Here is a 26487-nt window from a genome sequence, read left to right on the forward strand (position 1 = left end):
GCCCCCGGCGGCCACAGCGCCGTCCGGAAATCCGTAGCGAGGACCGTACCTCCGACCGATGGTGGTTACCTTCCCTTTCAACAAAACCGCGTGGGTTCTCCATCCGGTGCTCCCGGTGGTGCATTCTCCGCGGGATATTTGCCCTGCGGGCGGCTCCCGCTGTGGGGGATCATGAGTGCATGACGCAGCAGCAGGAACGGGAGCGGGGCCCGCTACGTGCCGGTGCGCCCGCCTCGGCAGGTGCCGTCGAGCGGCACGGCATCGACCCGGTCCCTGCCTCCGAACGCCACGGCACGCCCCGGACGCTGTTCTGGCCCTGGGCGGCGTCGGGTCTGTCCCTGCTGTGCATCGCCTACGGGAGCTACCTCATGGGCCTCGGGCTCAGCCCGTGGCAGGCGGTCACCACCGGGGCGGTCGGCTATGTGCTGTCGTTCATCCTGGTCGGCCTGGTCTCCATAGCCGGGGCGCGGACGGGCGCGCCCACCATGGCCATCGGCCGGTCCTCCTTCGGCCACCAGGGCAACAAGCTGCCCACGCTGTTCAGTTACGTGTGCAACGTCGGCTGGGAGACCGTACTGGTCGCGCTCTCCTCTCTGGGCGGCGCCGCCATCTTGGCCAGGGTCTCGCCCGGTGCCTTCGCACGGGCCGACGGGACCACGCCCGCCACGGGGGCGCAGGCGCTGTGCTTCGGCGTGACGGCGGTGGCGGTGGTGGTCGTGGGAATCTTCGGACATGCCCTGATCATGAAGGTGCAGAAGTATCTGACGGCGGCGATCACCCTGATGACCGTGGTGTACATGGTGCTGATGGCCGACCGCACCGATCTCTCCGCGCTGGGCGCCGGCCGGCCGGGGAATCTCGGTACGTGCATCGGGGGCGTCGTCTTCGCGATGACGCTGCTGGGGCTGGGCTGGGTCAACTGCGCCGCCGATTACAGCCGTTATCTGCCGAAGGCGAGCAGCGGCCGGGCCATCACCGCCTGGACGACCTTCGGCGGGGTGCTGGCCCCGGTGGTCCTGCTGGTCTTCGGAGTGCTGCTGAACGCCGGCGATCCGGCACTGGCGAAGGCCGCGGCCGCCGACCCCGTCGGTGCCCTCGCCACCCGGCTGCCGACCTGGTTCCTGGTGCCGTATCTGCTCACCGCCATCGGGGGCTTCGCCTCCGGGGCGATCATGGACATCTACAGCTCGGGCATGTCGATGCTGGCGCTGGGCATCCCGCTCCGGCGGCATACGGCCGTTGTGGTGGACGGTCTGCTGATGGCCGCGGGCGGCTGGTACGTGCTCTTCGTCTCGCCCAGTTTCTTCGCCACGTTCCAGGCGTTCCTGTCCGTCATCGGGGTGGCGATGGCCGCCTGGACGGCGGTCTTCCTGGTGGAACAGTGGCGCCGCCGAACCGGTCCCGCCCCGGTGGCCGTACGCGCGGTGGGATGGCCGGCGGTGCTCTCGCTCGCCGTCGCCACCGCCGTCGGACTGGGCCTGATCACCTCCGCCGACCCCAACATCGCCCGGGCCGTGGGCTTTCTGCTCGGCGAACGTGCCGCACACGGCACGCTGGGCGCCATGAATCTCGGCGTCGTGGTGGCCCTGGTCGTCGCGGGCGTCCTGTATGCCGCGACCGCCGCCCTGGCCGACCGCCGCCCATCCGTACCCGACCCCGCCCGTGCCGCCCCCGGAGGAGACCGATGACCGACCACCATGCCGCCGACCCGCACGACGTCCGCGCCTTCTTCGGGCCGCGTGCCGCCGACTGGGACAGCAAGTTCCCCGGCGACGGCCCCGCCTTCGCCACCGGTGTCGCCGAACTCGGCCTCCAGGAAGGCGATCGCGTCCTGGATGCCGGCTGCGGTACGGGCCGCGCCCTCGAGGCGCTGCGGGCGGCCGTGGGGCCGCGCGGGACGGTCCTGGCAGCGGATCTCACCCCGGAGATGCTGCACGAGGCCGTACGGGCCGGACGGGACCGCTTTGCGGCGCTGCTGCTCGCCGATGCGACCCGGCTTCCGCTGCCCGACGGTGCGCTGGACGCCGTCTTCGCCGCCGGGCTCGTCTCGCACCTCGCGGACTCGGCGGGCGGCCTCGCCGAACTGGCCAGGGTCGTCCGCCCCGGTGGCCGCCTGGCGCTTTTCCACCCCATCGGCCGGGCGGCCCTCGCCGCGCGCAAGGGCCGCCCGCTCACCCCCGGCGATCTGCGGGCGGAGCCGAATCTGCGGCCCCTGCTGGCCGGCAGCGGCTGGGACCTGGTCCGCTACGTGGACGAGGACGCGCGCTATCTGGCGCTGGCGGTCCGCCAGGGGTGAGGCGACGGGGCGCCACCGAGGCACCGGGCCGCTGCCGAGGCGCCGGGCCGCCACCGGGCGCCGCGGACTACCGGGGCGCGGGTCCGTCGGTGTGCGGCAGCGGGCAGCCGCCCGCCCGGGGCGCGGCGGGGAAGGTGCCCAGTTCGGCGACCCGGAACCCGTTGGGGTAACCCTTGATCTCCGGGTTCTGGCGGGCGTAGTGCGGGCGGCGGCGCGGCGGCAGCAGCCGTACGGTCTTGGCGCGCAGCCTGAGCGCGCCGCGGACGGCCGTGCGGACGGTCGGGTGGGGCCGCTCGTAACGGAAGGCGTCCAGCAGCGTGTCGTCCAGGAGGGCCATGCTCGCGCCGCGCACCAGGGGGGCGAGCGGGCCGTACCAGCCCGCCATCAGGTCCAAGGTGGCGTCCGAGACCTTCCGGGCGCCCTCGTCCCAGCCGAAATGGGCGGCTTCGTAGGCGTCCAGGAAGCGTACGAAGTCCTCGAAGGTCTGCGGGATTTCGGTGATGCCCATATGGCGGCCGAGTGTGCGGTAATAGGCCGCTATGGCGCGTTTTTCGTGCGCGCTCAGCCGGCGCCAGCCGTATTGATCGATCCACCGCTGGGGCACCACCACGAACGTGGACAGGACATACCGCATGTCGTCGTTGCCGATGTCGTAGCTGCGGTGCATCTGGTTCATCCGGCGGATCGCGGTCCGCCCGTCCGCTCCGTCGAAGCCGTGCTCCAGGACCGCGTCCAGGAGAAGGGCGGTGTCGTCGTAGCGCTTTTGTGTACGGCGGGTCAGTTCCGCGGTCTCGGCGAGGAGCCGGCCGATGCGGGGAACGGCATAGGTGCGGTAGATCGCTAATTCCAGGGCCCTGGTGATGTCCCAGGGGAATTCGTGGGTTGCGGTGATCCGGTAGATCCGCAGAAAGTCGCGTTCCGGATCGAGCCGCCGGATCTCCTGCAACCAGTCGTAACGCTGCACGTGATATCCGTCCTTTCGCCCGCTGTCGCACCAACTTTACGAGCACGGCACGGCTTCCGGCCGGTTGGAGAATCACATGTGTGCAGCGTAGGGCGGGTGACAAGGCCGTCCCCGGCCAATTAAGGTGCGCCGATGTATTCCGGACGAGGGTGTTCCGGAGGGATCCGACAGGGAGGCGCCGCGTGGCCACGACCGAGAGCGCCGACAGCGACAGCGATCAGCTGTTTGTGCTGACGGCGGTGATGTTGACGCCCGCGCAGTTTCCGAGCGTGCTCGGTGACGACTACCCCGAGGTGTGTGCCTTCCTCGGGCTCGAACCGTATGCCGAGGGCTATGGGCTGGTCCTCGGGCAGGACGGCAGCGGCGCGCGCTGGACGGTGGTGACCGAGGACGTGACGTTGGTGTCCTGCGCCATCGCCGCCTGGGACTGCGGTATGGAGTACGACCTCTCGCCAGGGGAGGGCAGCATCGTCGGGGCGCTGCCCGGCTGGCCGCTGGCCCTCGCCGTCTCGGCGCCCGGGGTGCCCGAGCCGCACGACCCGAAGCCGCAGGAGGGGGATCCGGCCCCGCTGAGCCCGCCGGACGCCGAGGAGTGGGGCCCCGCCCAACGACGCCTGGGCGCCGACGAGATCGCCCTCCAGTGGGCGGCGTGGCGCGAGCAGGTCGACGACGAGGTGGCCTTCGCCGAGCCGGGTGACGGCGAGAGCGAGGACGAAAGCCCGCACCAGGGCGTGCGGCAGGTGCTGAAGGAGGCGCGCGGCTATCTGGCCGAGCCGCCGCCGCCCGGCCGGGTGCGGTCGTCGTTCGCCGCGGGCGAGGCGCGCACGCTGCGGGTCGACGGACCCGGGTGGAGCATGGTGGCCCGCACGGACGACATTGCGTTCGTGCTGCTGGACGAGGAGCCCGGCGAGGTGCACCCCGTGGGCCGCGGGCCCGAACTGCCGGGGCTGCTGGCGTCGTTGGACCAGCTGGCGGTGCGCCCCGTCTAGGGTCTGTCCGATGGGTCAGGGCCCCGGCCATGGCCCATCGGACAGACCCTAGGCCGGACGACGACCCGAAGCGGGGCCGGGGCAGCCGTCCCCGGGCCCCGCGGGCTCTGGCCGGGCCCCGGGCGGCCCGGCCCTCAGCGCCCGATCTCCTTGCGGGTGACGCGGCGCAGCCGGCGCCGCTGGGAGGGGTCGAGCGTCAGATAGGCGACGGCCGGCACCCCGATCATCACCAAGAGGGCCGCCCAGAGGGGCAGCAGCCACAGCAGGAACACTCCCACCGCGATGCCACCGACCGCGACCTTCGCCTGTGTGGACATCCTTCACGCCCCTTCCGCGGCGCACGCCGCACTCCGTGTCTTCCATTGAACGCCGAAATCGCTCCGCAGGTTCCCTCGGGCGTCATACGGCCCTGCACCGGTCGGTGTACGGACCTGCGCCGGTCGGTATACGGCCCTGCGCCGGTCGGTCCTGTACCCTCGGGCGCTCCAGGCGTCAGTAGTCAAACTTGAGGAGTCCGTACCCAGTGGCTTTTCCTCCCGATGCCCCGCCCGCTCAGCTCCCCGCGCTCACCGGGTGTGCGGCGGTTTTCCTGCCGTCGGACCCGCCCCGCGCCGGACGGGTCGCGTTCTGGCGGCCCGACGGCGAGCCCGTCGAGGCCGCCGGACCCGAGGGTGAGGTCGCCGTCGCCCTGCCGGACGAGGACGGCGGCGTGGCGGTGTCCGCCGTTCCGGCCGTGATCCTTCCCGTGGCCGCCGCGGTCCCGGTCCTCACCCGCGCCCGTGCCGCCCGTGGCGCCCATCCGGCGGCCGCCTTCTGGGGCACGGCGTGTGTCCTGGCGCTCCAGCTGGCCGCCCGCGGGCGGCTGCTGCCCGGCCTGACCGCCGCCGACCACGATGCCTGGCGGCTGGGCCCGCTGGACGCGGCCGACCTCGCGCGGCTGCGCGACCTGGCCGCCGCCATGCCGCCGTACGCCCATGCCACGCCCCTCCCGGACACCGACCCGCTCGAACTGCCCGAGCCGGAACGCCATCTGCGGGCCTTCCTGGACGCGGTCGCCGACGGTCTGCCCCGTACGCCCGCCGCGGCGCTGGCCACCGGGGGCCCGGCCTTCGCGGCCGAGGCCCCGCAGCGCGTCCCCGGGCAGCGCGCCTGGGCCGCGGACGTCGCGGCCGGTCATGACGCGGGCGTACGGATCTCGCTGCGGGTGGAGGTGCAGGGGATGGACGCGGCGGATGCGGCCGAGGGGACCGGCGACGGGGCGCGCTTCACCGCCGTCCTCCAGGTGCACAGCCCCTCCGATCCGGCGCTGGTCGCCGATGCCGCCGAGGTGTGGGCCGGGGCGTCCTCGGCGGGGCGGGCGTTCGGGCCGGGGGCCCGTATGGACACCCTGCTCACCCTCCGCCGGGCGGCCGCCGTCTGGCCGCCGCTCACCCCGCTGCTGTCCGCAGCCGTCCCGGACGCGCTGTCGCTGGCCGACGAGGAGATCGCCGAGCTGCTCGGCTCCGCCGGACGCACCCTGGCCGCCGCGGGAGTGGAGGTGCACTGGCCCCGGCAGTTGGCCCGCGAGCTCACCGGACGGGCGGTGGTGGGCCCGCCCGGCCCCTCGGACGGGTCCGGGTCCGGGCTGCCCTCGCTGCTGTCCGCCGAGGCGCTGCTCTCGTTCAGCTGGCGGTTCGCGGTCGGCGACCAGGAGATCGACCGGGCGGAGCTGGAGCGGCTGGCCGAGGCGGGCCGTCCGCTGGTGCGGCTGCGCGACCAGTGGGTGCTGCTCGACCCGGAGGCGGTGCGGGCCGCCCGCGACCGCCGGGACCGTAAGATCACGCCGCTGGACGCGCTCGGCGCCGCGCTCACCGGGACCGCCGAGGACGAGGGCGGCGAACGGGTGGCCGTTGAGGCGTCCGGATGGCCGGCCGAGCTGCGCGACCGGCTCGCCGACCCGGAGCGCGCCGACGCCTCGGCGGTGCGGCAGCCCGCGGCGCTCGCCGCGACGCTGCGCGACTACCAATTGCGCGGGCTTTCCTGGCTGCACCGGATGACCTCGCTGGGGCTGGGCGGCACCCTCGCCGACGATATGGGGCTCGGCAAGACCATCACCCTCATCTCGCTCCATCTGCACCGGCAGGCCCTTCCCTCCTCGACGGGCCCCACGCTCGTCGTCTGCCCCACTTCGCTCATGGGCAACTGGCAGCGGGAAATCGAGACGTTCGCCCCGGGCACCCCCGTACGCCGCTACCACGCCGGGCGGCGCAGCCTGGCCGACCTGGCCGCGGACGAGTTCGTGCTGACCACCTACGGCACGATGCGCCGCGATGCCGCGCGCCTGGCGGAGGCGGGCTGGGGACTGGTCGTCGCCGACGAGGCACAGCACATCAAGAACCCCTTCTCCGCGACCGCCAGGGCGCTGCGCACCCTCCCGGCCAAGGCGCGGGTGGCGCTGACCGGCACCCCGGTGGAGAACAACCTCTCGGAGCTGTGGGCGATCCTGGACTGGACGACCCCGGGGCTGCTGGGGCCGCTGGGCCGGTTCCGTAGGCGCTATGCGCAGGTCATCGAGGGTGGTGCGGCGGCCTCCCCGGAGGCGGCAGCGGCGGCCGAGCGACTGGCCCGGCTGGTGCGGCCGTTCCTGCTGCGCCGCCGCAAATCCGACCCGGGCATCGCGCCGGAGCTGCCGCCCAAGACGGAGACCGACCGCACGGTGGCGCTGACCGAGGAACAGGCCGGGCTGTACGAGGCCGTGGTGCGCGAGGGACTCCAAGAGGTCGCCGGGGCGGACGGGTTCGCGCGGCGCGGCCTGGTGGTCAAGCTGCTCACCGCGCTCAAGCAGATCTGCAACCACCCCGCGCAGTTCCTGAAGGAGGCGGATCCGCGTATTCCCGGGCGTTCCGGAAAGGTCGAACTGCTCGACGAGCTGCTGGACACCCTCCTCGCCGCGGAGGCGAGCGTGCTGGTCTTCACGCAGTACGTCCAGATGGCGCGGCTGCTGGAGACCCATCTGGCGGCGCGCGGGGTGCCCACGCAGTTCCTGCACGGCGGGACGCCGGTGGCCCGCCGCGAGGAGATGGTGCGCCGCTTCCAGGACGGGGAGGTGCCGGTGTTCCTGCTGTCGCTGAAGGCCGCCGGTACGGGGCTGAACCTCACCCGGGCCGGGCATGTCGTGCACGTCGACCGCTGGTGGAACCCGGCCGTCGAGGCGCAGGCCACCGACCGCGCGTACCGCATCGGGCAGACCCAGCCGGTGCAGGTCCACCGGCTGATCGCGGAGGGCACGATCGAGGACCGGATCGCCGACATGCTCGCCCGAAAACAGCAGCTGGCGGACGCCGTGCTGGGCGCCGGCGAGGCGGCGCTGACCGAACTGAGCGATGCGGAACTGGCGGAACTGGTGGAGCTGCGAGGGAGCGGACGATGAGTGGGGACTTCGAGGACGCGGATGCGGCCGGCACCGAGGCCGAGCGGACCTTCGCCGCGCTGCCGCCGGCCCGTGGCGGCGGCTTCGCGCGGACCTGGTGGGGGCAGGCATGGCTCAAGGCGCTGGAGGACACCGCGCTCGACGGTCAGCAGGTCAAACTCGAGCGGCGGCACGCCCGGGCGGGTGCGGTCGGCGCGGTATCGGTGCGTCCCGGCCGGATCACCGCGGTCGTCCAGGACCGCGACCACACCCGGCACCGCTCGGACGTCCTGCTCCAGCAGTTGAGCGCGGTGGAGTGGGACCGCCTCCTGGACCTGGTCGCGGACCGGGCGGGACATATCGCGGCACTGCTGGACCACGACATGCCGCCGGTCCTGGTCGAGGACGCGGCGGCCTGCGGGATCGAACTGCTGCCGGGCATCGGGGACTTGGAATCCGCATGCAGCTGCGGGGCCTGGGACCACTGCGCGCATACGGCCGCGCTGTGCTATCAGGTGGCGCGGCTGCTCGACCGGGACCCGTTCCTCCTGTTGCTGCTGCGCGGCCGCGGTGAGCGGGAGCTGCTGGCGGAGGTGCAGAACCGCAGCGCGGCGGGGGCCGAGGCGCCGGAAGGTGAAGGGATACCGTCCGACAGGGGCGTACCGGCCGTCGAGGCGTACGCGGCGCGCGACATCCTGCCGCCGCTGCCCGTACCGCCACCGGCCGTAGAGACCCCGGTCGCCGCGCCCGTACTCGGCGGCGGCACCCCGCCCGCGCCCGGGGTGGACCCGGCCGCGCTGGAGTTCCTGATCGCCGACACGGCGGCGCGCGCCCAGCGGCTGCTGGCGGAGGCGCTCTCCCCCGGGCATCCGGACGCTCCGCCGCCGCCCGCGCTGACGCCCGGTCAGGATGCGGTACGGCTGGCGGCGGCCGGTCCCGGCGCGGCCATATCGGCGCGCCTGGCCACCGGTTCGGGACGCGAGGGCCGGGGTCTGGACCTGGCGGTACGGGCCTGGGAGCTGGGCGGCCCGGCCGGGCTGGCCGTCCTGGAGGAGGAGTGGACGCCGGAACCGGAAGCGCTGGCGCGGGCGGCCGACCGGCTCGCGGCAGCCTGGACGGACGATGAGAACCGGCCACGGCTGCGGGCCGCAGGCAACCGCTGGACGGTGGCCGACGGCACCGCCCAGCTGCGCTACGGGCCGGACGGCCGCTGGTGGCCGTACCGGAAGGACGGCGGGCGGTGGATACCGGCCGGACCGGCGTCGGACGATCCGGCGGGCGCGCTGGCCGAGGCGGCGGAAGCGACGGAGGAGGTGGAGGCGGTGGAGGCGGCGGCGCAGGGGTGAGCGATGGTTGCGGGCGCCAGGGCGGGCGCCCCCACGGCGCCCGCCCCGGCCCCGGTTTGGCCCATCGCCCCGGTCCGGCCCATCCCCCACCCCGGCGCAATCCGCCCCATCCTGCTGCGCCATGCCCCCGCTCGTGATTCGCTGGACCGATCCCCCACCGTCAGGCACGCCGCCCGCAGCAGGAGGACCCGTGACCGGCACTTCGCCGCATTCGCCGCAGCAGACGCCGTACGGACAACCGCCCCAGCCCGCCAACGAGACGACCCGCACCCCGCACCCCACCGACCGGCACGACCGTCTCCTCCCGTATTACGAAGACCGCTCCCCCGGCACCGGTGCGCTGCCCCCGCGCGCCTGGTTCGCGGCATCGGACGCGCCCCGGATCTCGCTGCACGGCGTCTGGCGCTTCCGGCTCTCGGCGCGGGCCGATGCCGAGGACGACTCCTTCGCCCGGCCGGACTTCGACGACGCCCAGTGGCAGGACCTGCGGGTGCCGGGCCACTGGGTGCTCAAGGGGGCCTTTGCTTCCGAGGGCTCGGAGGAGGGCGAAGAAGGAGCGCAGTGGAACGGGGCGCCCGCGTACACCAACACCGCCTACCCCTTCCCGGTCGACCCGCCGCGGGTGCCGGACGAGAATCCGACCGGCGACCACCGGCAGGTCTTCGATCTGCCCGACGGCTGGGGCGAGGGGCCCGCGGTGCTGCATTTCGGCGGGGTGGAGTCCTGCGCCCGGGTCTGGCTCAACGGGCAGGAGCTGGGGCATTTCAAGGGCAGCAGGCTGCCGCACGAGTTCGAGGTGGGGCATCTGCTGCGGCCGCGCGGCAATGTGCTGGCGGTGCGGGTGCACCAGTGGTCGTCGGGCAGCTATCTGGAGGACCAGGACCAGTGGTGGCTGCCGGGCATCTTCCGGAACGTGACGGTGCACCGCCGCCCCGAGGGCGCCGTCGTCGACCACTTCGTGCACGCCGGATTCGATCACGTCACGGGCGAGGGCACGCTACGGGTGGACTGCACACCGGCCGGGCGGGTGACCGTCCCGGAGCTGGGACTCGACCTGGCCACCGGGGAGAGCGCAACGGTCTCCGTACGTCCCTGGACCGCGGAGGAGCCCCGTCTCTACGACGGCGAGCTGGTCACCCCGGGCGAGCGGATCCCGCTGCGGATCGGGTTCCGTACGGTCCGCATCGAGGACGGTCTGCTGAAGGTCAACGGCCGCCGGATCCTGCTGCGCGGCGTCAACCGCCATGAATTCCACCCGCGTTACGGGCGCACGCTCGGCCCCGAGGCGATGCGCCACGATCTGGTGCTGATGAAGCGTCACAACATCAACGCCGTGCGCACCAGCCACTATCCGCCGCACCCCGCCTTCCTCGACCTGTGCGACGAACTGGGGCTGTGGGTGATCGACGAATGCGATCTGGAGACCCACGGTTTCGGCCGGCAGGACTGGCGGGGCAATCCGGCCGACGACGCACGCTGGGAGCCGGCGCTGCTGGACCGGGCCCGGCGGATGGTCGAGCGGGACAAGAACCACCCCAGCATCGTGCTGTGGTCGCTGGGCAACGAGTGCGGCACCGGCCGCGGGCTGTCCGCCATGGCCTCCTGGATGCGCGAGCGCGATCCGTCCCGGCCGCTGCACTACGAGGGCGACCGCACCTGCGCGGACACCGATGTGTACTCCCGGATGTACGCCGGCCACGCCGAGGTGGAACGCATCGGACGGCGCGCCGAGGAGCCGCTGCCCGACCCGGAGCTGGACGCCCGGCGGCGTCAACTGCCCTTCATCCTCTGCGAGTACGCCCATGCGATGGGCAACGGACCGGGCGGTCTGAGCGAGTACCAGCGGCTGTTCGAGAGATACGACCGCTGTCAGGGCGGCTTCGTCTGGGAATGGATCGACCACGGGCTGCGCCGGCTGACGCCCGACGGCGAGGTGTTCCACGCCTACGGCGGCGACTTCGGCGAGGAACTGCACGACGGCAACTTCGTCTGCGACGGGCTGGTCCTCCCCGACCGGACGCCCTCCCCCGGCCTGGTGGAGTTCAAGAAGGTCATCGAGCCGGTACGGATCGAGCCGCTGCCCGGCGGGGACGACGGGACGGGCAGGGTCCGGATCACCAATCTCCACGACTTCGCCGATCTGGGGCATCTGCACTTCCGCTGGCGCTACGAGGTGGCGGGCCTGGGGCGCGGATCGGGACGGCTGGCGGTGCCGCCCCTGGCACCCGGGGAATCGGCGGATCTGCAGCTGTCGGCGCCTTCGGTGCGGGAGGGCGACACCGGGGAAGCCTGGTGGACGGTGACGGCGGTGCTCGCCGCGGACACACCCTGGGCGGACGCCGGCCACGAGGTCGCCTGGGGCCAGCTGCCGGCCCCCGCGCTCCCCCTGCCCGATCCCCCGCACCGCGCCCCTGCGACCCCGCGCCGCGGCGAGGGCAATGTGATCGTCCTCGGTCCGGGCACCTTCGATGCCACGACGGGCACGCTCCGCTATCTGGACGGCGTTCAGCTCACCGGTCCCCTCGTGGACGTGTGGCGGGCGCCGACGGACAACGACGAGGGCCCGACCTGGCTTCCGGGGCCGCATACGGCAGAGCAGTGGCGGCGGATCGGACTGCACCGGATGCGGCATCGCGTCGATGCCGTCGAGACCGGCCCCGGCGCCCTGGTGGTCCGCACCCGCATCGCCCCGGCCGCCACGGATCTGGCGCTGCGCGCCGTCTACCGCTGGACGGCCGAAGGCACCCGGCTGCGTCTGGAGGTGGCCGTCGACCCCGAGGGCGACTGGCGCGTCCCGCTGCCGCGGCTGGGGGTGACGATGGCGCTGTGCGGGAGTCTGGGGCGTGCGCAGTGGTTCGGCGGCGGGCCCGGTGAGGGCTATCCCGACACCCGGGCCGCGGCGCAGGTGGGCCTGTGGTCGATGCCGGTGGAGGCGCTCCAGACGCCGTACGTCCGGCCGCAGGAGAACGGCGCCCGGCCCGGGGTGCGTTGGGCCCGGCTGACCCGCAGCAACGGCAAGGGCCTGCGCGTCGAGGGCGATCCGCACTTCTTCTTCACCGCCCGCCGCTGGTCCGTGGCCGAGCTGGCCGCGGCCCGGCACACCACCGATCTCGCCCCGGGCGACCGGCTGTGGCTGCATCTCGACCATGCGCAGCACGGCATCGGCAGCGGGTCCTGCGGGCCGGGCGTGCTGCCGCAGCACCGGCTGGAGGCGGCGCCGGCCCGGTTCGCGTTCGTCTTCTCGTCGCTGGGCTGAGGTTGCCGTCGCCGGGCCGAGTCGCCTTCGCCGGCCAGCGTTCCCGTCGCCGGGCCGGGTTCCCGTCGCCGGGCTGAGGCGGCGCGCCCGGCGTTACGATCCGACCACGGGCCGGGCGACGCCCCGCCGGGCCCATCACTCGCACCCGCGGCGGCGCAGCCCGTCGGCACCGAAAGGCACCGCACCATGGCCGGCACCTCCCCGTCGTTCGTCGAAGCCCTCGCCGCGGGGCCGGTCGTCCTCGACGGCGGGCTGTCCAACCAGCTGGAGGCCGCCGGGCACGATCTGAGCGATGCGCTGTGGTCGGCCCGGCTGCTCGCCGAGGATCCCGAGGCGGTGGTGGATGCGCATCTGGCGTACTACAAGGCCGGGGCCCAGGTGGCGATCACCGCCAGCTATCAGGCGACGTTCGAGGGGTTCGCGCGGCGCGGCACCGGGGCGGCGCGGGCCGCCGAGCTGATGGCGCGGAGCGTGGAGCTGGCGCGTGCGGCGGCGGGGCAGGCGGAGGCGGTCGGGGTGCGGGGGCCGCTGTATGTGGCGGCGTCGGCCGGACCGTACGGGGCGATGCTGGCGGACGGCTCGGAATACCGCGGCCGGTACGGCCTGTCGGTGGACGAGCTGGAGCGCTTCCACCGCCCGCGGCTGGAGGTGCTCGCCGCGGCCGGGCCCGATGTGCTGGCGCTGGAGACGGTGCCGGACGCCGAGGAGGGCCGGGCGCTGCTGCGGGCGGTGCGCGGGCTGGGGGTTCCGGCCTATCTCTCGTACAGCGTGGCGGGCGACCGCACGCGGGCCGGACAGCCCCTGGCAGAAGCGTTTGCCCCGGCGGCGGAGGCGGACGAGGTGGTCGCGGTCGGGGTGAACTGCTGCGCGCCCGGCGATGCGGACCGTGCGGTGCGGCTCGCCGCGCAGATCACCGGCAAGCCGGTGGTGGTCTACCCCAACAGCGGGGAGCGCTGGGACGCCGGGGCGCGGGCGTGGTGCGGCAGTCCGGCGTTCACCGCGGACCGGGTCGCGGCGTGGGCCGCGGCCGGCGCCCGGCTCATCGGCGGCTGCTGCCGGGTCGGCCCGGACGCCATCGCCGAACTGGCTGCGGTCCTGGGCCGATAGGCCCCGGCGGGCGCGGGCGGCGTTACCCAGCCGCAACCACCTGCAACGGCGACAAAGGTCCTGGCCAATGGCAGGATGCAGGCCAACTCGCAGCATGCACGGCTTGGTTGGTACTTGCTCACCGCGCCTGGAGGACCCGTGTCCGCTCGCTCCGCGTTGCCCGCCCTTTCCGTACTCGCGGCCGTCGCCGTACTGGCCGGTTGCACCAGCACCGCATCCGGAGGAAACAAAAGTTCCGGCCCGGATCTGGTCTCCGCCGGGAAACTGACGACCTGCACCCATCTGCCGTATGCCCCGTTCCAGGTGAAGAAGGACGGCGCGATCGTCGGGTTCGATGTGGACCTGGTGGATCTGGTGGCCAAGGACATGGGCGTCCGGCAGGAGATCGTCAACACCCCCTTCGAAGGGATCGAGACCGGCCAGGACTTCACCATCCGCAAATGCGATCTGGCCGCCGCGGGCATGACCATCACCCCGGCCCGGGAAAAGGTGATGGATTTCTCCGACCCGTATTTCAACGCCACCCAGGCGCTGTTGACGAAGAAGGGCAAGCCCTTCAAGAAGGTCGAGGACCTCAAGGGAAAGAAGCTCGGCTACCAGAAGGCCACCACCGGCGGGATCTACGCCAAGGCGCACGGCAAGGGCGTCGAACTGGTGGAGTTCGAGGACCTGGGGCTGCTGCTGACGGCGGTGAAGTCCGGTCAGGTCGATGCCGGGATCAATGACAACGGCGTGCTCTTCGACTATGTGAAGAAGAACCCGGACACCGCCGTCACCGCGGAGTTCAACACCGGCGAGCACTACGGCATCGGCGTACGCACCGGAAACGACGCGCTGCGCAAAAAGATCAACGCGGTCCTCAAGAAGGCGAAATCCGACGGCCGGTACGACCGGATCTACAAGAAGTGGTTCGGCACCACCCCGCAGACGACGGGCCGTTCGTGATGCCGCTGTCCAGGCGACGGCGCACGCGGATCATCCGCGGCGTCCAGTACGGCGTCCTGGTGGTCGCCGTGGTGGCCCTGGCGCTGGTGGCCGACTGGCATCAGCTGCGTACGGCGTTCTTCGACGTCGAGGTCGCCAAGGCGCTGTTTCCCGACATCATCACCACCGCACTGGTCAACACCGTTCTCTACACCCTGCTCGGCTTCGGTTTCGGACTCGGCCTCGGCCTGGTGCTGGCGCTGATGCGGCTGTCGTCCGTACCGCCCTACCGGTGGATCGCCATCACCTATATCGAGTTCTTCCGTGGCGTCCCGGCGCTGCTGGTGTTCATCGCGCTGGGCTTCGGGGTGCCGCTGGCGTTCCAGGTCGCACTCGATATGAACGTCACGGTCATGCTCTCGCTGGGGCTGGTGGGCGCGGCTTATATGGCGGAGACCATCCGGGCCGGAATACAGGCGGTGCCGAAGGGGCAGACGGAGGCGGCGCGTTCGCTGGGGATGTCGCAGGGCCGGGCGACGGTCTCGATCGTCATTCCGCAGGCGTTCCGGATCGTTCTGCCGCCGCTGACCAATGAACTGATTCTGCTGACCAAGGATTCCTCGCTGGTGTATCTCCTGGGGCTTTCCCTCAACCAGTTCGAACTGGCCAATTTCGGCCGGGACGCGCTCAACGAACACAAAAGCCTGACCCCGGTGCTGATCGCCGGGCTGTGCTATCTGGTGATCACCCTGCCCCTGGGCCAGCTGGTCCGTCGGCTGGAGGCCCGTACGGCGCGGGCGAGGTGAGCGCGATGACGAAGGAGACGACGGAGGAGCGGGCCGCCGGGGCGGCGATCGATGTGCGGGGGCTGCGCAAGTCCTTCGGCGCGCTGGAGGTGCTGCGCGGGATCGACTTCTCGGTGGCACGCGGTGAAGTGGTGTGCGTCATCGGGCCGTCGGGGTCCGGCAAGTCGACCCTGCTGCGCTGTGTGAATCTGCTGGAGGAGCCGAGCGCCGGGCGGGTCACGGTGGCGGGCACGGAGGTGACCGACCCGGAGGTGGACATCGACCGGGTCCGGCGCCGGATCGGGATGGTGTTCCAGTCCTTTCACCTTTTTCCGCATCTGACCGCGCTGGAGAACCTGACGATCGCTCAGCGGCGGGTGCTGCACCGCGGCCGGGCCGAGGCGGAGCGGATCGCCCGGACCAACCTGGCGCGGGTCGGGCTGAGCGGCAAGGAGGCGGCCTATCCGGCGCAGCTGTCGGGCGGGCAGCAGCAGCGGGTGGCCATTGCCCGTGCGCTGTCCATGGACCCGGAGTTGATGCTGTTCGACGAGCCGACCTCGGCCCTCGACCCCGAACTGGTCGGCGACGTACTGGCGGTGATGCGCGCGCTGGCGCGGGACGGTATGACGATGCTGGTCGTCACCCATGAGATGAGCTTCGCCCGGGAGGTCGCCGACCGGGTGGTGTTCATGGACGACGGATCGATCGTCGAGGAGGGCACCCCGGAGCAGGTGGTGGGCGCCCCACGGCACGAGCGGACCCGGACGTTTCTGGCGCGGGTGCTGGATCCGGCGGCGGTGGAGATGGAAGGGGAAAGGGAGGCGGAAGTGGCGGCGGAGGCGGACGGCACGGCCGGGTAGCGCGCGGAGGTGCCGCCCCGACCGTACCGCCGGCTCCGGCTCAGGACAGCGGTCCGGTGAGCTTCTTGGTGTTGGTGCGGTTGCCCATCAGGCTGCAACTGACGGTCTTGATGCCGATCTTGTAGCCCTGGAGGTTGGGGAACTGCACATAGGTGCCCTCGGCGGTGCCGGAGGGCTGCCGGGCAGCCTTGCTCGTCAGCTCCTTCTTGCACAGCGAGGACGCCTTCTGCTTGATGTCCTCGCTGGTGGTGAAGCCGGAGCCGAGCTGATGGGTGGTGACGACCTCGGCGTCGTGCGGGCCGTTGCACGAGGCCGAGGTGTTGTTGCCGGCGCCGGACGGCGGCAGGTTGTAGCAGTCGCCGACCTTGAGCTCGTAGAAAGGCAGCGTGCCGCTGCCGGGCGTCGGGTCCGCGGTGGCCGTGGCGTTGTCGGCCGACGGGGTCTGCGAGGGGTCGTCGGAGGGCGTGGCCGAGGCGCTGTCGGAGGGGGTGGCGCTGGAGGCGGCGGGCTGGGCGCGGTGCGGGCTGTCGCCGCCGCTGCTCATCACGACGACGGTGATGACGGCGGCCACCACCAGGGCGCCGCCCGCGATGATCGCCGCGATGACCTTGCCGTTGCCTCCGCCGCCGGACGGCGGGACGGGCGGCTGCTGCCAGCCACCGGGCGCCGCCGGACCGCCGGGGCCGTATCCGCCGCCGGCGGGTTGCTGCCAGCCACCGGGCGGCTGCTGGCCGGCCGGCTGGGCGTAGCCACCCTGGCCGTAACCGCCCTGGCCGAAGCCACCGGCGGGCGGGCCGAAGCCCCCCGGAGCGTCGTTCGGCGGCTGGTTCGGCGGAGGCGGAGGAAAGCTCATGGCAGAAATGATCGCTTCTTTACGGGGTTTTGGGTGAGGCGGTGACCAACCTGGAACATTCCGGAGTTGAACCGTCCGCCGGGCGCACACCTTTGGACGGGAACACGCCAAGGCAACCCTACGACCCGGCGGTCACCGGCGTGCACCGGCCCGGCCCGAGGGCGGGGCCGGCGCCGGGGCCGGTCAGGCGCCGGGGCCGGTCAGGCCGCCCCGAGAAGATGGTCCAGGGCCAGCTGGTCCAGGTGCTCGAAGGCCATACCGCGGGCGGCGGCCGCCTCGGCGTCGAAGGTCTCGAAAGCGGTCCGGTCCGCCAGCAGCCCGGCCAGACCGTCCTCGGCGGTGGGCCGCGCCAGCCGGTCCAGACGCGCGGCGCCCAGGGCGGCCTGTACGGCGGGGTCGGCGCGGAAGGCCGCCGCGCGCTCCTTGAGGATCAGATAGTTGCGCATACAACCGGCCGCCGAGGCCCACACACCGTCCCCGTTCTCGGTGCGCGGCGGCTTGAAGTCGAAGTGCCGCGGCCCGTCGTAACCGGCGCTCTCCAGCAGATCGACCAGCCAGAACGCGGCGCGCAGATCGCCCGCGCCGAAGCGCAGGTCCTGGTCGTACTTGATCCCGCTCTGCCCGTTGAGGTCGATGTGGAAGAGCTTGCCGGACCACAGCGCCTGGGCGACGCCGTGTGCGACGTTCAGGCCGGCCATCTGCTCATGGCCGACCTCCGGGTTGACACCGTAGAGCCCGGGGCGCTCCAGGCGTTCGATGAAGGCCAGGGCGTGGCCGACGGTGGGCAGCAGGAGGTCGCCGCGCGGCTCGTTGGGCTTGGGCTCGATGGCGAACCGCAGGTCGTAGCCCTGCTCGACGACGTACTGACCGAGCAGGTCGAACGCCTCCTTGAGCCGGTCCAGCGCCACCCGTACGTCCTTGGCCGCGCCCGACTCCGCGCCCTCCCGTCCGCCCCAGGCCACATAGGTCCGCGCCCCCAGCTCCGCCGCGAGGTCGAGGGTGCGGAGCGTCTTGCGCAGGGCGTAGCGGCGGATGTCGCGGTCGTTGGCGGTGAAGGCGCCGTCCTTGAAGACGGGGTGGGTGAACAGGTTGGTGGTGACCATCGGGACGGCCATGCCGGTGGCATCGAGCGCGGTGGTGAAGCGCCGGACCGCTGCCGCGCGCTCGCGGCCGTCGGAGCCGTGCGGGATCAGATCGTCGTCGTGGAAGGTGACGCCGTAGGCGCCCAGCTCGGCGAGCCGGTGGACCGCCTCGACGGGGTCCAGCGCGCCCCGGGTGGCGTCCCCGAAGGGATCGCGGCCCTGCCAGCCGACGGTCCACAGGCCGAAGCTGAAGTTGTCCTCGGGTACGGGCTGATGGCGCATCGCGACTCCCTCGGCGGTTTCGTCAACGGGCCTTACAAATTCCGCGGCGGCCAAACTAATATGCGGCAGCACACCGGGGAACCCCCTGGACGGGGCCCGGTAACCGAGCCGCCGAGGGAGAGTGCACGATGGGCGCACAGTCAGCCGGACCGCTCGTCGTCGGGGTGGACAGCTCCACCCAGTCCACCAAGACGCTGGTCGTGGACGCGGCCACCGGCGCCGTCGTCGCGCGGGGCCATGCGCCGCACAGCGTCAGCGGCGGCGAGCGCAAGGAGAGCGACCCGGGGCAGTGGTGGCGGGCGCTGGGCGAGGCGCTGCACCAGTGCGGGGAGGCGGCCCGGCAGGCGTCCGCGCTCTCCGTGGGCGGCCAGCAGCACGGCCTGGTGGCGCTGGATGCGGCCGGGGAGCCCGTACGGCCCGCGATCCTGTGGAACGACGTGCGCTCGGCGCCCCAGAGCGAGCGCCTGACCGCGGAGTTGGGCGGGCCGCGGGCCTGGGCCGAGCGGGTCGGCAGCGTGCCGGCGCCGGCCTTCACCGTCACCAAATGGGCCTGGCTTCGGGAGCACGAGCCGGAGTCGGCGGCCGCAACGGCCGCGGTGCGGCTGCCGCACGACTACCTCGTCCAGCGGCTGACCGGCCAGGGCGTCACCGACCGCGGCGATGCCTCCGGGACGGGCTGGTGGGCCTCGGCCACCCAGGCGTACGACACCGAGATCCTCGACCGCATCGGCCTGCCGCCGGACGCGCTGCCGCGGGTCGCCGCGCCGGGCGAGGCGGCCGGGACGGTCCACGCCGGCGATCTGCCGCTGCCGCACGGTGCGCTGGTGGCGGCCGGCACCGGGGACAACATGGCCGCGGCCCTCGGTCTGGGGCTGCGCCCGGGGCAGCCGGTGCTGAGCCTGGGCACCTCCGGGACGGTCTATGCGGTCTCCCGGCACCGGCCCGCCGATCCGACCGGCACCGTCGCGGGCTTCGCCGATGCCCGCGGCGACTGGCTGCCGCTGGCCTGCACCCTGAACTGCACCCTGGCCGTGGACCGGATCGCGGCGCTGCTCGGCCGGGACCGCGAGGCCGTCGAACCGGGCGGCGGCGCCGTCCTGCTGCCCTTCCTGGACGGCGAACGCACCCCGAACCTGCCCGGCGCCGCCGGCCTGCTGCACGGGCTGCGCCACGACACCACGCCCGGCCAGGTGCTCCAGGCGGCCTACGACGGCGCGGTGTTCGCCCTGCTGCGGGCCCTGGACGAGGTGCTGGACGCGGACACCGCACCCGACGCCCCGCTGCTGCTGATCGGCGGCGGCGCCAGGGGCCTGGCCTGGCGGGAGACCGTACGGCGGCTGTCGGGCCGCCCGGTGGTGGTGCCCGAGGCCGGGGAGCTGGTGGCCCTGGGGGCGGCGGCGCAGGCGGCCGGGCTCCTCCTGGGCGAGGACCCGGCGGCGGTGGCCCGGCGGTGGGGTACGGCGCGGGGCGCGCGGTACGAGGCCAGGGAGCGCGACGAGGCGGCGCTGGAGCGGCTGGCGGCGACGCTGACCGCCGGCGAGGGGTTGCTGCGGGGGTGACGCCGGGGGCGACGGGCGGCGCGGCGAAGGGCGGCGACACCCAGCGGGCGCTGCGCCGCCGCAATCTGTCCCGGGTGCTGCGGGAGGTGGCCGCCGCGGGGACGGTGTCCCGCGCCGGGGTCGCGGCGCGCATCGGGCTGACCCGGGCCGGGGTCGCGCCGCTGGTCGAGGAGCTGCTGCGGGCCGGGCTGCTGGTCGAGACCGGGCGGGCGGCGGGCGGCGGGCGGGGCCGGCCGGGCAGCGGGCTGACGGCCAGCGACCGGGGTCCTGCGGGGCTGGGGGCGGAGATAGGCGTCGGCCATCTGGCCGTGTGCGCGGTGGATCTGCGCGGCCGGGTCCGCGCCCGGGTGGCGGTGGCCGCGGCCAACCGGCACAGCGCACCGGGGCCCGTACTGCGGCGGCTGTCGGCCCTGCTGGCCGAGGTGACGTCCCGGATGGCCGCCGAAGGGCTGCGGCCGGCCGGGCTGACGGTGGCGGTTCCCGGCCTGGTGGCCCGCGGTTCGGCGACCGTGGTGCACGCCCCCAACCTCGGCTGGCGCCAGACGGATCTCGCCTCCGGGCTGGCCGGGACACCGGTGCCGCTCACCGTCGACAACGAGGCGCACCTTGGCGCGCTGGCCGAACTCCGGCTGGGCGGCGGCACGGACGGGCCCGCGCCGCCGGCGGACTTCGTCCATGTCTCGGCGGACGCCGGCATCGGGGCCGCGGTGGTCGTCGACGGTCAACTCCTGCGGGGCGCACGGGGGTTCGCCGGGGAGCTGGGGCATGTGCCGGTGTATCCGGACGGGCGCCCGTGCGACTGTGGGGGCCGGGGCTGTCTGGAGCAGTACGCGGGCGAAAGGGCCGTTCTGCGGGCGGGCGGGATCGCACCGGACGCGGCCGCGCACGCGGGGCCGGGGGCCCGTATCGCGCTGCTCGCGCGGCGGGCGGCCGACGGGGACACGACCGCCACAGGGGCGCTGCGCGAGGCGGGCACGGCACTGGGCATCGCGCTCGCCGGGGCGGTGAATCTGCTCGATCCGCGGGCGGTGGTCCTCGGGGGCGCGCTGGCCGGGCTCGCGCCCTGGATCCTGCCGTCCCTGGAGCGGGAGTTGGCGGTGCGCACGGCTGTCGCCCCGGCGGCCGCACGGCCCGGCGGATGCGTGGTGACGGTGTCGCGGCTGGGGGCGGAGGGGCCGCTGCTCGGGGCGGCGCATTCCGCTCTGTCGGCCGTCCTCGACGATCCGGCCGGCACCAGTACCCCGGCACACTCTCCCCAGAGCTGAACCCGCTAAACCTTTCCATGGAAAGAGAATTCCATGCCACCCCTTCGAGCGATTGTGCTGATTAAAACAGCGCCACTATCGTCGCTTCGGTAGGCCGCCGACGAACAAACTCCCTTGAATGGGGGGACAGTTCCGGCCATGCCGCACCCCCCAAGAGATAGGCGGAGTTGTGACGATTGCCGACGAGACCCACACCGGAAGCCAGGAAGACGCCGCGCATTCGAGTCTGAGTACCACCGCGGCGCGGAATTTGGCGACCACCACCAAAACCGAGCCGCAAATGCAGGGAATGACATCCCGCTGGCTGCTGCGGCTGCTTCCCTGGGTGCAGGTCTCCGGCGGTACGTACCGGGTCAACCGCCGGCTGGCGCACACCGTGGGCGACGGGCGGATCGACTTCGACATCTCCGGCACCGAGGTCACGATCATCCCGGAGGAGCTGCGCGAACTGCCCGCCCTGCGGGACTTCACCGATACCGAGGCGCTGGCCGCGCTGGGTGCGCGGTTCACCCAGCGGGAGTACGCCCCCGGTGAGCTGATCGCCGAGGCGGGCGGGCCCGGCGACCGGCTGGTGCTGATCGCCTACGGCCGGGTGGACCGTATCGGCACCGGCAAGTACGGCGATGCGACCGTGCTGGAGGCGCTGGCCGGCGGCGACCACCTCGGCGATGCCCCGCTGACCGACGACGACGTGCGGTGGGAGTACAGCTATCGCGCGGTGACGCGGGTGACGGTCGTGGAGCTGTCCCGGCAGGCCGCGCGGGAGATCGCCGAGCAGGCGCCCGCGCTGCGCGAGCATCTGGCGACGGCCGGGCAGCGGCCCGTTCACCCGACGAACTCCAGCGGCGAGAAGGCGGTCGCGGTCGCCTCCGGCCACCACGGCGAACCACCCCTGCCCAGCACGTTCGTCGACTACGAGCCGGCCCCGCGGGAGTACGAACTCAGCGTCGCGCAGACCGTACTGCGCGCCCACACCCGGGTCGGCGATCTCTACAACGACCCGATGAACCAGGTCGAGGAGCAGCTCAAGCTCACCATTCAGGCGCTGCGCGAGCGCCAGGAACACGAAATGGTCAACAACCGCGAGTTCGGCCTGCTGCACAACGCCGACCTCACTCAGCGCATCCACACCCGCAGCGGCCCGCCCACCCCCGACGACCTCGATGAACTGCTCGCCACGGTCTGGAAGGACCCGGGCTTCCTGCTGGCCCACCCCAAGGCGATCGCCGCGATCGGCCGGGAGTGCAGCGCCCGCGGGCTGTATCCGACGGCGGTGGACGTCAACGGGCATTCGCTGCCGTCGTGGCGCGGGGTGCCGATTTTCCCCTGCAACAAGATCCCGGTGACGCAGGAGGGCACGAGTTCCATTCTGCTGATGCGTACCGGAGAGGAAAAGCAGGGCGTCGTCGGACTGCACCAGACGGGAATTCCCGATGAATACGAACCGGGCCTGTCGGTACGTTTCATGGGAATCGACGACCGGGCCCTCCTCAACTACCTCGTCAGCACCTACTATTCGTCGGCCATTCTCGTCCCGGATGCCCTGGGCGTTCTCGAGGACGTGGAAATCGGCCACTGAAGGCGCCGGCATCTTCGCCGCCCCGAATTTCCGCGGCCCTCCCTCGTAGGCAGTCCGACCGGCAGCACCTGGCAGCACTCGGCACCACCCAGCAGCACCCAGCAGCACCCAGCAGCACTCAGCACCGACAGAACAGGTGAGCTTTCTCCATGACCACATCCGTGGACCCGACCTCCGGCCCGCAGGCGTCCGAGACCGAGCAGAACCGTTCCAGCCTGGACACCGCGGCCGCGCGCAAGCTGGCGACCACGACCAAGACCGTGCCGCAGATGCAGGGGATCTCCTCCCGCTGGCTGCTGCGCGTCCTGCCCTGGACCCAGGTCTCCGGCGGTACGTACCGCGTCAACCGCCGCCTCACCTACACGCTCGGCGACGGCCGGGTGGAGTTCGTCACGACCGGCTCCGAAGTCCGGGTGATCCCTGCCGAGTTGCGGGAGCTCGCGCCGCTGCGCGACTACACCGACACCCCGACGCTGGAGGCGCTGGCCGACCGCTTCACCCAGCACGAGTTCGCCCCCGGCGACGTCCTCGCCCAGCAGGACCAGACCGCCGACCGGATCATCCTGATCGCCCACGGCAAACTGGACCGGCTCGGCACCGGCAAGTACGGCGGCGAGACGGCCCTGGGACAGCTGGCCGACGGCGACCACCTGGGCGAGGCGGCGCTGCTCTCGGCGGACGCGGAGTGGGAGCACACGGTACGGGCGGTCACGCGGGTGACCGCGCTGACGCTGTCGCGTGCGGACTACGAAGCGGTGCTGGGCCGGTCGGAGTCGCTGCGCGAGCATGTCGAGACCTTCCGGGCCACGCTCGTTCCGGCGCAGAACAAGCACGGTGAGGCGGCCATCGAGGTGGCCGCGGGCCATGTCGGCGAGCCGTCGCTGCCGGGCACCTTCGCCGACTACGAGCGGGCGCCGCGGGAGTACGAGCTGAGCGTCGCGCAGACCGTGCTCAAGATCCACTCGCGGGTCGCGGACCTCTACAACGACCCGATGAACCAGCTGGACCAGCAGCTGCGGCTGACGGTGGAGGCGCTGCGCGAGCGCCAGGAACACGAGATGATCAACAACCGCGAGTTCGGCCTGCTGCACAACGCCGACCTCAAGCAGCGCATCCACACCCGCAGCGGCCCGCCCACCCCCGACGACCTGGACGAGCTGATCTCGCGGCGCCGTAAGACCCAGGTCCTGCTGGCGCATCCGCGCACCATCGCGGCGATCGGGCGGGAGTGGAACGCGCGGGGCATCTACCCGTCCGGGGCGGAGCTCGAGGGCACCGCGGTCCGCGCCTGGCGGGGCATTCCGCTGCTGCCGTGCAACAAGATTCCGGTGACCCCGGACCAGACCAGCTCGATTCTCGCGATGCGGCTCGGGGAGGAGAACCAGGGCGTGGTCGGGCTGCACCAGATCGGAATTCCCGACGAGTACCAGCCGGGCCTGTCGGTGCGCTTCATGGGCATCAACGACCAGGCGGTCATCAAGTACCTGGTCAGCGCCTACTACTCGGCGGCGGTGCTGGTGCCGGATGCGCTGGGCATTTTGGAGAACGTCGAGATCGGTCACTGACCTCGCAGCGGTCGGCGGACCGCGGTCGAGCGCACCCGGGTGCCGCATTCCCGCCCACCGGGGCAGGGGGTGCGGCACCCGGGTGACGTGCGATCAGTACGGGGCGATTTCCGGGAAGTTCTGACCTGCACAGTTCCGTCTTTGGTCAAGCCATTGGCACAAGGGCCAGCCCCTTGGCAGGGCGTGAGCTGTTGCGCATCATGAAACGCATCGGCGTGCGTGACATGAACGCGACCAACCCTCGGTCTTGTCAGGAGTTCACACATGGAACCCGACCGCCGTCCCCCGGCCCGCAGACGTCTGCTCACCGGCGCCGCCGCGATCGCCGCGGCCACCGCCCTCGGCCCGCTCTCCGCGACCTCCGCCCACGCGCATCCGCGCCCCGACGGCCCGTACCACCCCGACGACCCCGCGGACCCGGCCGACCTCGGCGACCTCGCCGACCTGGCCGTCCAGGCCGGCACCGTGGACTATCCGCCACTGCACTGGTCCCCCGCCGCCCCCGCCAACTTCACCGCCGCCAACCGCCCGGGCCAGTACGCCATCGACATGGTGGTGGTGCATGTGACGCAGGAGAGCTTCGGCGACACCCTCCGGCTGTTCCAGGACCCGGCACACAAGGCCGCCGCGCACTATGTCGTCCGCTCCGCCGACGGCTATATCGCCCAGTGCGTACACGAGAAGGACGTCGCCTGGCACGCCGGGAACTGGGGCTACAACACCCGCGCCGTCGGCATCGAGCACGAGGGCTGGACCGATGACCCCAAGTGGTTCAGCGATGTGCTCTACGCCCAGTCGGCGCGGCTGACCGCCGCGGTGTGCGACCGCTACGGGATCCCCAGGGACCGCGAGCACATCATCGGGCACGTCGAGGTCCCCGGGACCGACCACACCGATCCGGGGCAGTACTGGGACTGGGCGCACTACATGGAGCTGGTCGCGGCCGCGAACCGCTGACCGGCGCCGCCAACCGCTGACCGCCGCCGCGGCGCACACACCGGCCGCGCGGCCGGACCGCGCAGCCGTCGCCACCTCGCCCGAACACGACTGGCGTACAACAAATATGCAGATAATCGACATCTGCGGGTCATAGTGGGCGTCTTCGGCACCTGGAACAGTTGACATGACGTCAGGGGGGCTCGTGATGCAGCCATTCGGTCGGACGCGCGGAATACTGACGGTGCTGGTGGTCTCGGCGGTACTGGCCGGTGGCGGGCTCGCGGGCGGGGCGCGGGCCACGGCGGTGGGCGACGCCCTGCGCCAGGTGGCCGATGCGCCGGTGGCGCCCGGGGTGGAGTACGAGGAGTTCCTCACGGCGGTGCCGCGCGGCATCGCGCACGGCCATCTGCTGACGGTCGATCTGGACGATCCCCGGGTGACGGTGGATCTGCTGTATCCGGGAGCGGTCGCCGCCCGCTCGCCCGTGTCCGAGCTGGCCGCCGGGCGCGGCGCGGTGGGGGCGGTCAACGGCGATTTCTTCAACATCAGCGAGGGCCAGCACCCGGGGGTGGAGCCGACGGGCGCCTCGGACGGGCCGGCGATCTCCTCCGGTCGGCGGCTGAAGGCCGCGGTGCCCGACGGCCAGCGGTTCGGGCCGGTCATGCCGCCGGGAGCGACCACCGAGGACGTCCTGGGCGTCGGCTACGACCACCGGGCGCGGCTGGACCGGCTGTCGCTGCGCGGCACGGTGTGGACGAGGGAGGGGCCGCTGCCGCTGCGCGGGCTCAACCAGTACGCGCTGCCGGTGGACGGGATCGGGGAGTACACCGAGCTGTGGGGTCCGGCGTCGCGGGTGCGCGCCACCTGCGGTACGGACACCGACCGGGGGGCGCCGTGCAGTACGGAGACCGCGGAGGTGACCGTCCGGCACGGCCGGGTGGCGGCGCTGGCCGACCGGCCGGGCGCGGGCGGGATCGAGACGGGGGGCGTGGTGCTGGTGGGGCGGGAGGAGGGGGCCCGGCAGCTGCGCAAGCTGCACCTGGGCGATCCGGTGGAGGTCAGCGAGCGGCTCGTCGGCGAGGGGCCGGTGCCGCTGCGCTTCGCGGTCGGCGGCTTCCCGGTCGTGCGCGACGCCCGGCCGGTGGACGGGCTGGACAACGGTGCGGCGACGGTGCGCACGGCGGTGGGGATCGGGGACGGCGGCCGGATGCTGTATCTGGTGGCGCTGGACGGGACGCACGGCGAGCCCGGGATGACGGTGCGCGAGCTGGGCGAGCTGATGAGCAGGCTGGGCGCCCAGGATGCGGTCGACCTGGACGGCGGCGGATCTTCGACGCTGGTCACCCGCGATCCCTTCAGCCGGGAGGTGACCGTACGCAATCATCCGTCCGGCGGGGCGGAGCGGCCGGTGCCGAATGCGGTGGGGGTTTTCAGCTTCGGCTGAGCGG

Annotated in this window: 20 protein-coding genes; 16 read left to right on the forward strand and 4 right to left on the reverse strand. The window is 72.8% G+C overall.

What is annotated here, in order from left to right:
• The first annotated feature begins 179 nt into the window (after nucleotides 1-179).
• Both SNA_RS14110 and SNA_RS14115 read left to right on the forward strand, forming a co-directional pair.
• A complete protein-coding gene (locus SNA_RS14110; protein ID WP_030071134.1) occupies nucleotides 180-1688 on the forward strand; it encodes a purine-cytosine permease family protein in 1509 nt (502 codons plus the stop codon).
• Nucleotides 1685-2296, forward strand: coding sequence for a class I SAM-dependent methyltransferase (locus tag SNA_RS14115; protein WP_030071136.1), 612 nt, complete (start codon nucleotides 1685-1687; stop codon nucleotides 2294-2296). The genes SNA_RS14110 and SNA_RS14115 overlap by 4 nt, the downstream gene beginning before the upstream one ends.
• Before the next feature lie 67 nt (nucleotides 2297-2363).
• Here the strand turns inward: SNA_RS14115 and SNA_RS14120 are convergent, their stop codons facing one another.
• Nucleotides 2364-3260, reverse strand: coding sequence for an oxygenase MpaB family protein (locus tag SNA_RS14120; RefSeq protein ID WP_030071137.1), 897 nt, complete (start codon nucleotides 3258-3260; stop codon nucleotides 2364-2366).
• 182 nt (nucleotides 3261-3442) lie between these two features.
• On the opposite strand from SNA_RS14120, the gene SNA_RS14125 reads away from it, so the two are divergent.
• Entirely contained in the window at nucleotides 3443-4249 is an 807-nt protein-coding gene (locus SNA_RS14125; RefSeq protein ID WP_030071138.1) for a hypothetical protein, read from the forward strand.
• A 134-nt stretch (nucleotides 4250-4383) separates the two neighbouring features.
• Here the strand turns inward: SNA_RS14125 and SNA_RS14130 are convergent, their stop codons facing one another.
• The gene (locus SNA_RS14130; RefSeq protein WP_030071139.1) at nucleotides 4384-4566 is read right to left on the reverse strand and encodes a hypothetical protein; all 183 of its coding nucleotides are present in this window, start codon (nucleotides 4564-4566) and stop codon (nucleotides 4384-4386) included.
• Between the two features lie 206 nt (nucleotides 4567-4772).
• Between SNA_RS14130 and SNA_RS14135 the strand changes: the two genes are divergently transcribed.
• The 7 genes from SNA_RS14135 (at nucleotide 4773) to SNA_RS14165 (ending at nucleotide 15915) form a co-directional block, all read left to right on the forward strand.
• Nucleotides 4773-7658, forward strand: a complete 2886-nt coding sequence (locus SNA_RS14135) for a DEAD/DEAH box helicase (protein WP_044365284.1) — start codon at nucleotides 4773-4775, stop codon at nucleotides 7656-7658.
• On the forward strand, nucleotides 7655-8983 hold the full coding sequence (locus SNA_RS14140; RefSeq protein WP_044365286.1) for an SWIM zinc finger family protein: 1329 nt from the start codon (nucleotides 7655-7657) through the stop codon (nucleotides 8981-8983). Before SNA_RS14135 ends, SNA_RS14140 begins: the two co-directional genes overlap by 4 nt.
• Nucleotides 8984-9173: 190 nt before the next feature.
• Nucleotides 9174-12239, forward strand: coding sequence for a glycoside hydrolase family 2 TIM barrel-domain containing protein (locus SNA_RS14145; protein ID WP_044365287.1), 3066 nt, complete (start codon nucleotides 9174-9176; stop codon nucleotides 12237-12239).
• Nucleotides 12240-12425: 186 nt separating this feature from the next.
• Entirely contained in the window at nucleotides 12426-13346 is a 921-nt protein-coding gene (mmuM, locus tag SNA_RS14150; protein ID WP_030071153.1) for a homocysteine S-methyltransferase, read from the forward strand.
• A 138-nt stretch (nucleotides 13347-13484) separates the two neighbouring features.
• The gene (locus SNA_RS14155; RefSeq protein ID WP_030071155.1) at nucleotides 13485-14291 is read left to right on the forward strand and encodes an ABC transporter substrate-binding protein; all 807 of its coding nucleotides are present in this window, start codon (nucleotides 13485-13487) and stop codon (nucleotides 14289-14291) included.
• Nucleotides 14291-15076: an amino acid ABC transporter permease gene (locus tag SNA_RS14160; protein ID WP_030071157.1), complete on the forward strand. Its 786-nt coding sequence runs from the start codon at nucleotides 14291-14293 to the stop codon at nucleotides 15074-15076. Before SNA_RS14155 ends, SNA_RS14160 begins: the two co-directional genes overlap by 1 nt.
• Nucleotides 15077-15081: 5 nt before the next feature.
• Nucleotides 15082-15915, forward strand: a complete 834-nt coding sequence (locus SNA_RS14165) for an amino acid ABC transporter ATP-binding protein (RefSeq protein WP_030071159.1) — start codon at nucleotides 15082-15084, stop codon at nucleotides 15913-15915.
• A gap of 40 nt (nucleotides 15916-15955) precedes the next feature.
• Here SNA_RS14165 and SNA_RS14170 read toward each other — a convergent pair whose 3' ends face one another.
• The gene (locus SNA_RS14170; protein ID WP_044365290.1) at nucleotides 15956-16768 is read right to left on the reverse strand and encodes a hypothetical protein; all 813 of its coding nucleotides are present in this window, start codon (nucleotides 16766-16768) and stop codon (nucleotides 15956-15958) included.
• Nucleotides 16769-16968: 200 nt separating this feature from the next.
• The gene (xylA, locus tag SNA_RS14175) at nucleotides 16969-18132 is read right to left on the reverse strand and encodes a xylose isomerase (protein ID WP_030071163.1); all 1164 of its coding nucleotides are present in this window, start codon (nucleotides 18130-18132) and stop codon (nucleotides 16969-16971) included.
• Between the two features lie 128 nt (nucleotides 18133-18260).
• On the opposite strand from xylA, the gene xylB reads away from it, so the two are divergent.
• The 6 genes from xylB to SNA_RS14205 all read left to right on the forward strand — a co-directional run bounded on the left by xylB (nucleotide 18261) and on the right by SNA_RS14205 (nucleotide 26483).
• Nucleotides 18261-19691, forward strand: a complete 1431-nt coding sequence (gene xylB / locus SNA_RS14180; RefSeq protein ID WP_044365292.1) for a xylulokinase — start codon at nucleotides 18261-18263, stop codon at nucleotides 19689-19691.
• Nucleotides 19688-20956 (forward strand): ROK family protein, encoded by a 1269-nt coding sequence (locus SNA_RS14185; protein ID WP_044365294.1) that lies wholly within the window; start codon nucleotides 19688-19690, stop codon nucleotides 20954-20956. The genes xylB and SNA_RS14185 overlap by 4 nt, the downstream gene beginning before the upstream one ends.
• A 169-nt stretch (nucleotides 20957-21125) precedes the next feature.
• Nucleotides 21126-22535 carry a family 2B encapsulin nanocompartment shell protein gene (locus SNA_RS14190; protein WP_030064065.1) on the forward strand — a complete coding sequence of 470 codons (1410 nt, stop codon included), beginning with the start codon at nucleotides 21126-21128 and terminating at the stop codon, nucleotides 22533-22535.
• A 149-nt stretch (nucleotides 22536-22684) separates the two neighbouring features.
• The gene (locus SNA_RS14195) at nucleotides 22685-24100 is read left to right on the forward strand and encodes a family 2B encapsulin nanocompartment shell protein (RefSeq protein WP_044365297.1); all 1416 of its coding nucleotides are present in this window, start codon (nucleotides 22685-22687) and stop codon (nucleotides 24098-24100) included.
• Nucleotides 24101-24364: 264 nt separating this feature from the next.
• A complete protein-coding gene (locus SNA_RS14200; protein WP_030064062.1) occupies nucleotides 24365-25057 on the forward strand; it encodes an N-acetylmuramoyl-L-alanine amidase in 693 nt (230 codons plus the stop codon).
• Nucleotides 25058-25244: 187 nt separating this feature from the next.
• The gene (locus SNA_RS14205; protein ID WP_030064061.1) at nucleotides 25245-26483 is read left to right on the forward strand and encodes a phosphodiester glycosidase family protein; all 1239 of its coding nucleotides are present in this window, start codon (nucleotides 25245-25247) and stop codon (nucleotides 26481-26483) included.
• Nucleotides 26484-26487 lie beyond the last annotated feature (4 nt).

This window comes from Streptomyces natalensis ATCC 27448, assembly GCF_000935125.1.
Taxonomy (GTDB): domain Bacteria; phylum Actinomycetota; class Actinomycetes; order Streptomycetales; family Streptomycetaceae; genus Streptomyces; species Streptomyces natalensis.

What these genes read in the sequence shown, in the direction of transcription:
- SNA_RS14205 (WP_030064061.1), top strand. Translation starts at nt 25,245, where the DNA reads ATGCAGCCATTCGGTCGGACGCGCGGAATACTGACGGTGCTGGTGGTC.
- SNA_RS14170 (WP_044365290.1), bottom strand. Translation starts at nt 16,768, where the DNA reads ATGAGCTTTCCTCCGCCTCCGCCGAACCAGCCGCCGAACGACGCTCCG.
- SNA_RS14200 (WP_030064062.1), top strand. Translation starts at nt 24,365, where the DNA reads ATGGAACCCGACCGCCGTCCCCCGGCCCGCAGACGTCTGCTCACCGGC.
- SNA_RS14140 (WP_044365286.1), top strand. Translation starts at nt 7,655, where the DNA reads ATGAGTGGGGACTTCGAGGACGCGGATGCGGCCGGCACCGAGGCCGAG.
- SNA_RS14130 (WP_030071139.1), bottom strand. Translation starts at nt 4,566, where the DNA reads ATGTCCACACAGGCGAAGGTCGCGGTCGGTGGCATCGCGGTGGGAGTG.
- mmuM (WP_030071153.1), top strand. Translation starts at nt 12,426, where the DNA reads ATGGCCGGCACCTCCCCGTCGTTCGTCGAAGCCCTCGCCGCGGGGCCG.
- SNA_RS14195 (WP_044365297.1), top strand. Translation starts at nt 22,685, where the DNA reads ATGACCACATCCGTGGACCCGACCTCCGGCCCGCAGGCGTCCGAGACC.
- SNA_RS14165 (WP_030071159.1), top strand. Translation starts at nt 15,082, where the DNA reads ATGACGAAGGAGACGACGGAGGAGCGGGCCGCCGGGGCGGCGATCGAT.
- SNA_RS14160 (WP_030071157.1), top strand. Translation starts at nt 14,291, where the DNA reads ATGCCGCTGTCCAGGCGACGGCGCACGCGGATCATCCGCGGCGTCCAG.
- xylB (WP_044365292.1), top strand. Translation starts at nt 18,261, where the DNA reads ATGGGCGCACAGTCAGCCGGACCGCTCGTCGTCGGGGTGGACAGCTCC.
- SNA_RS14110 (WP_030071134.1), top strand. Translation starts at nt 180, where the DNA reads ATGACGCAGCAGCAGGAACGGGAGCGGGGCCCGCTACGTGCCGGTGCG.
- xylA (WP_030071163.1), bottom strand. Translation starts at nt 18,132, where the DNA reads ATGCGCCATCAGCCCGTACCCGAGGACAACTTCAGCTTCGGCCTGTGG.
- SNA_RS14115 (WP_030071136.1), top strand. Translation starts at nt 1,685, where the DNA reads ATGACCGACCACCATGCCGCCGACCCGCACGACGTCCGCGCCTTCTTC.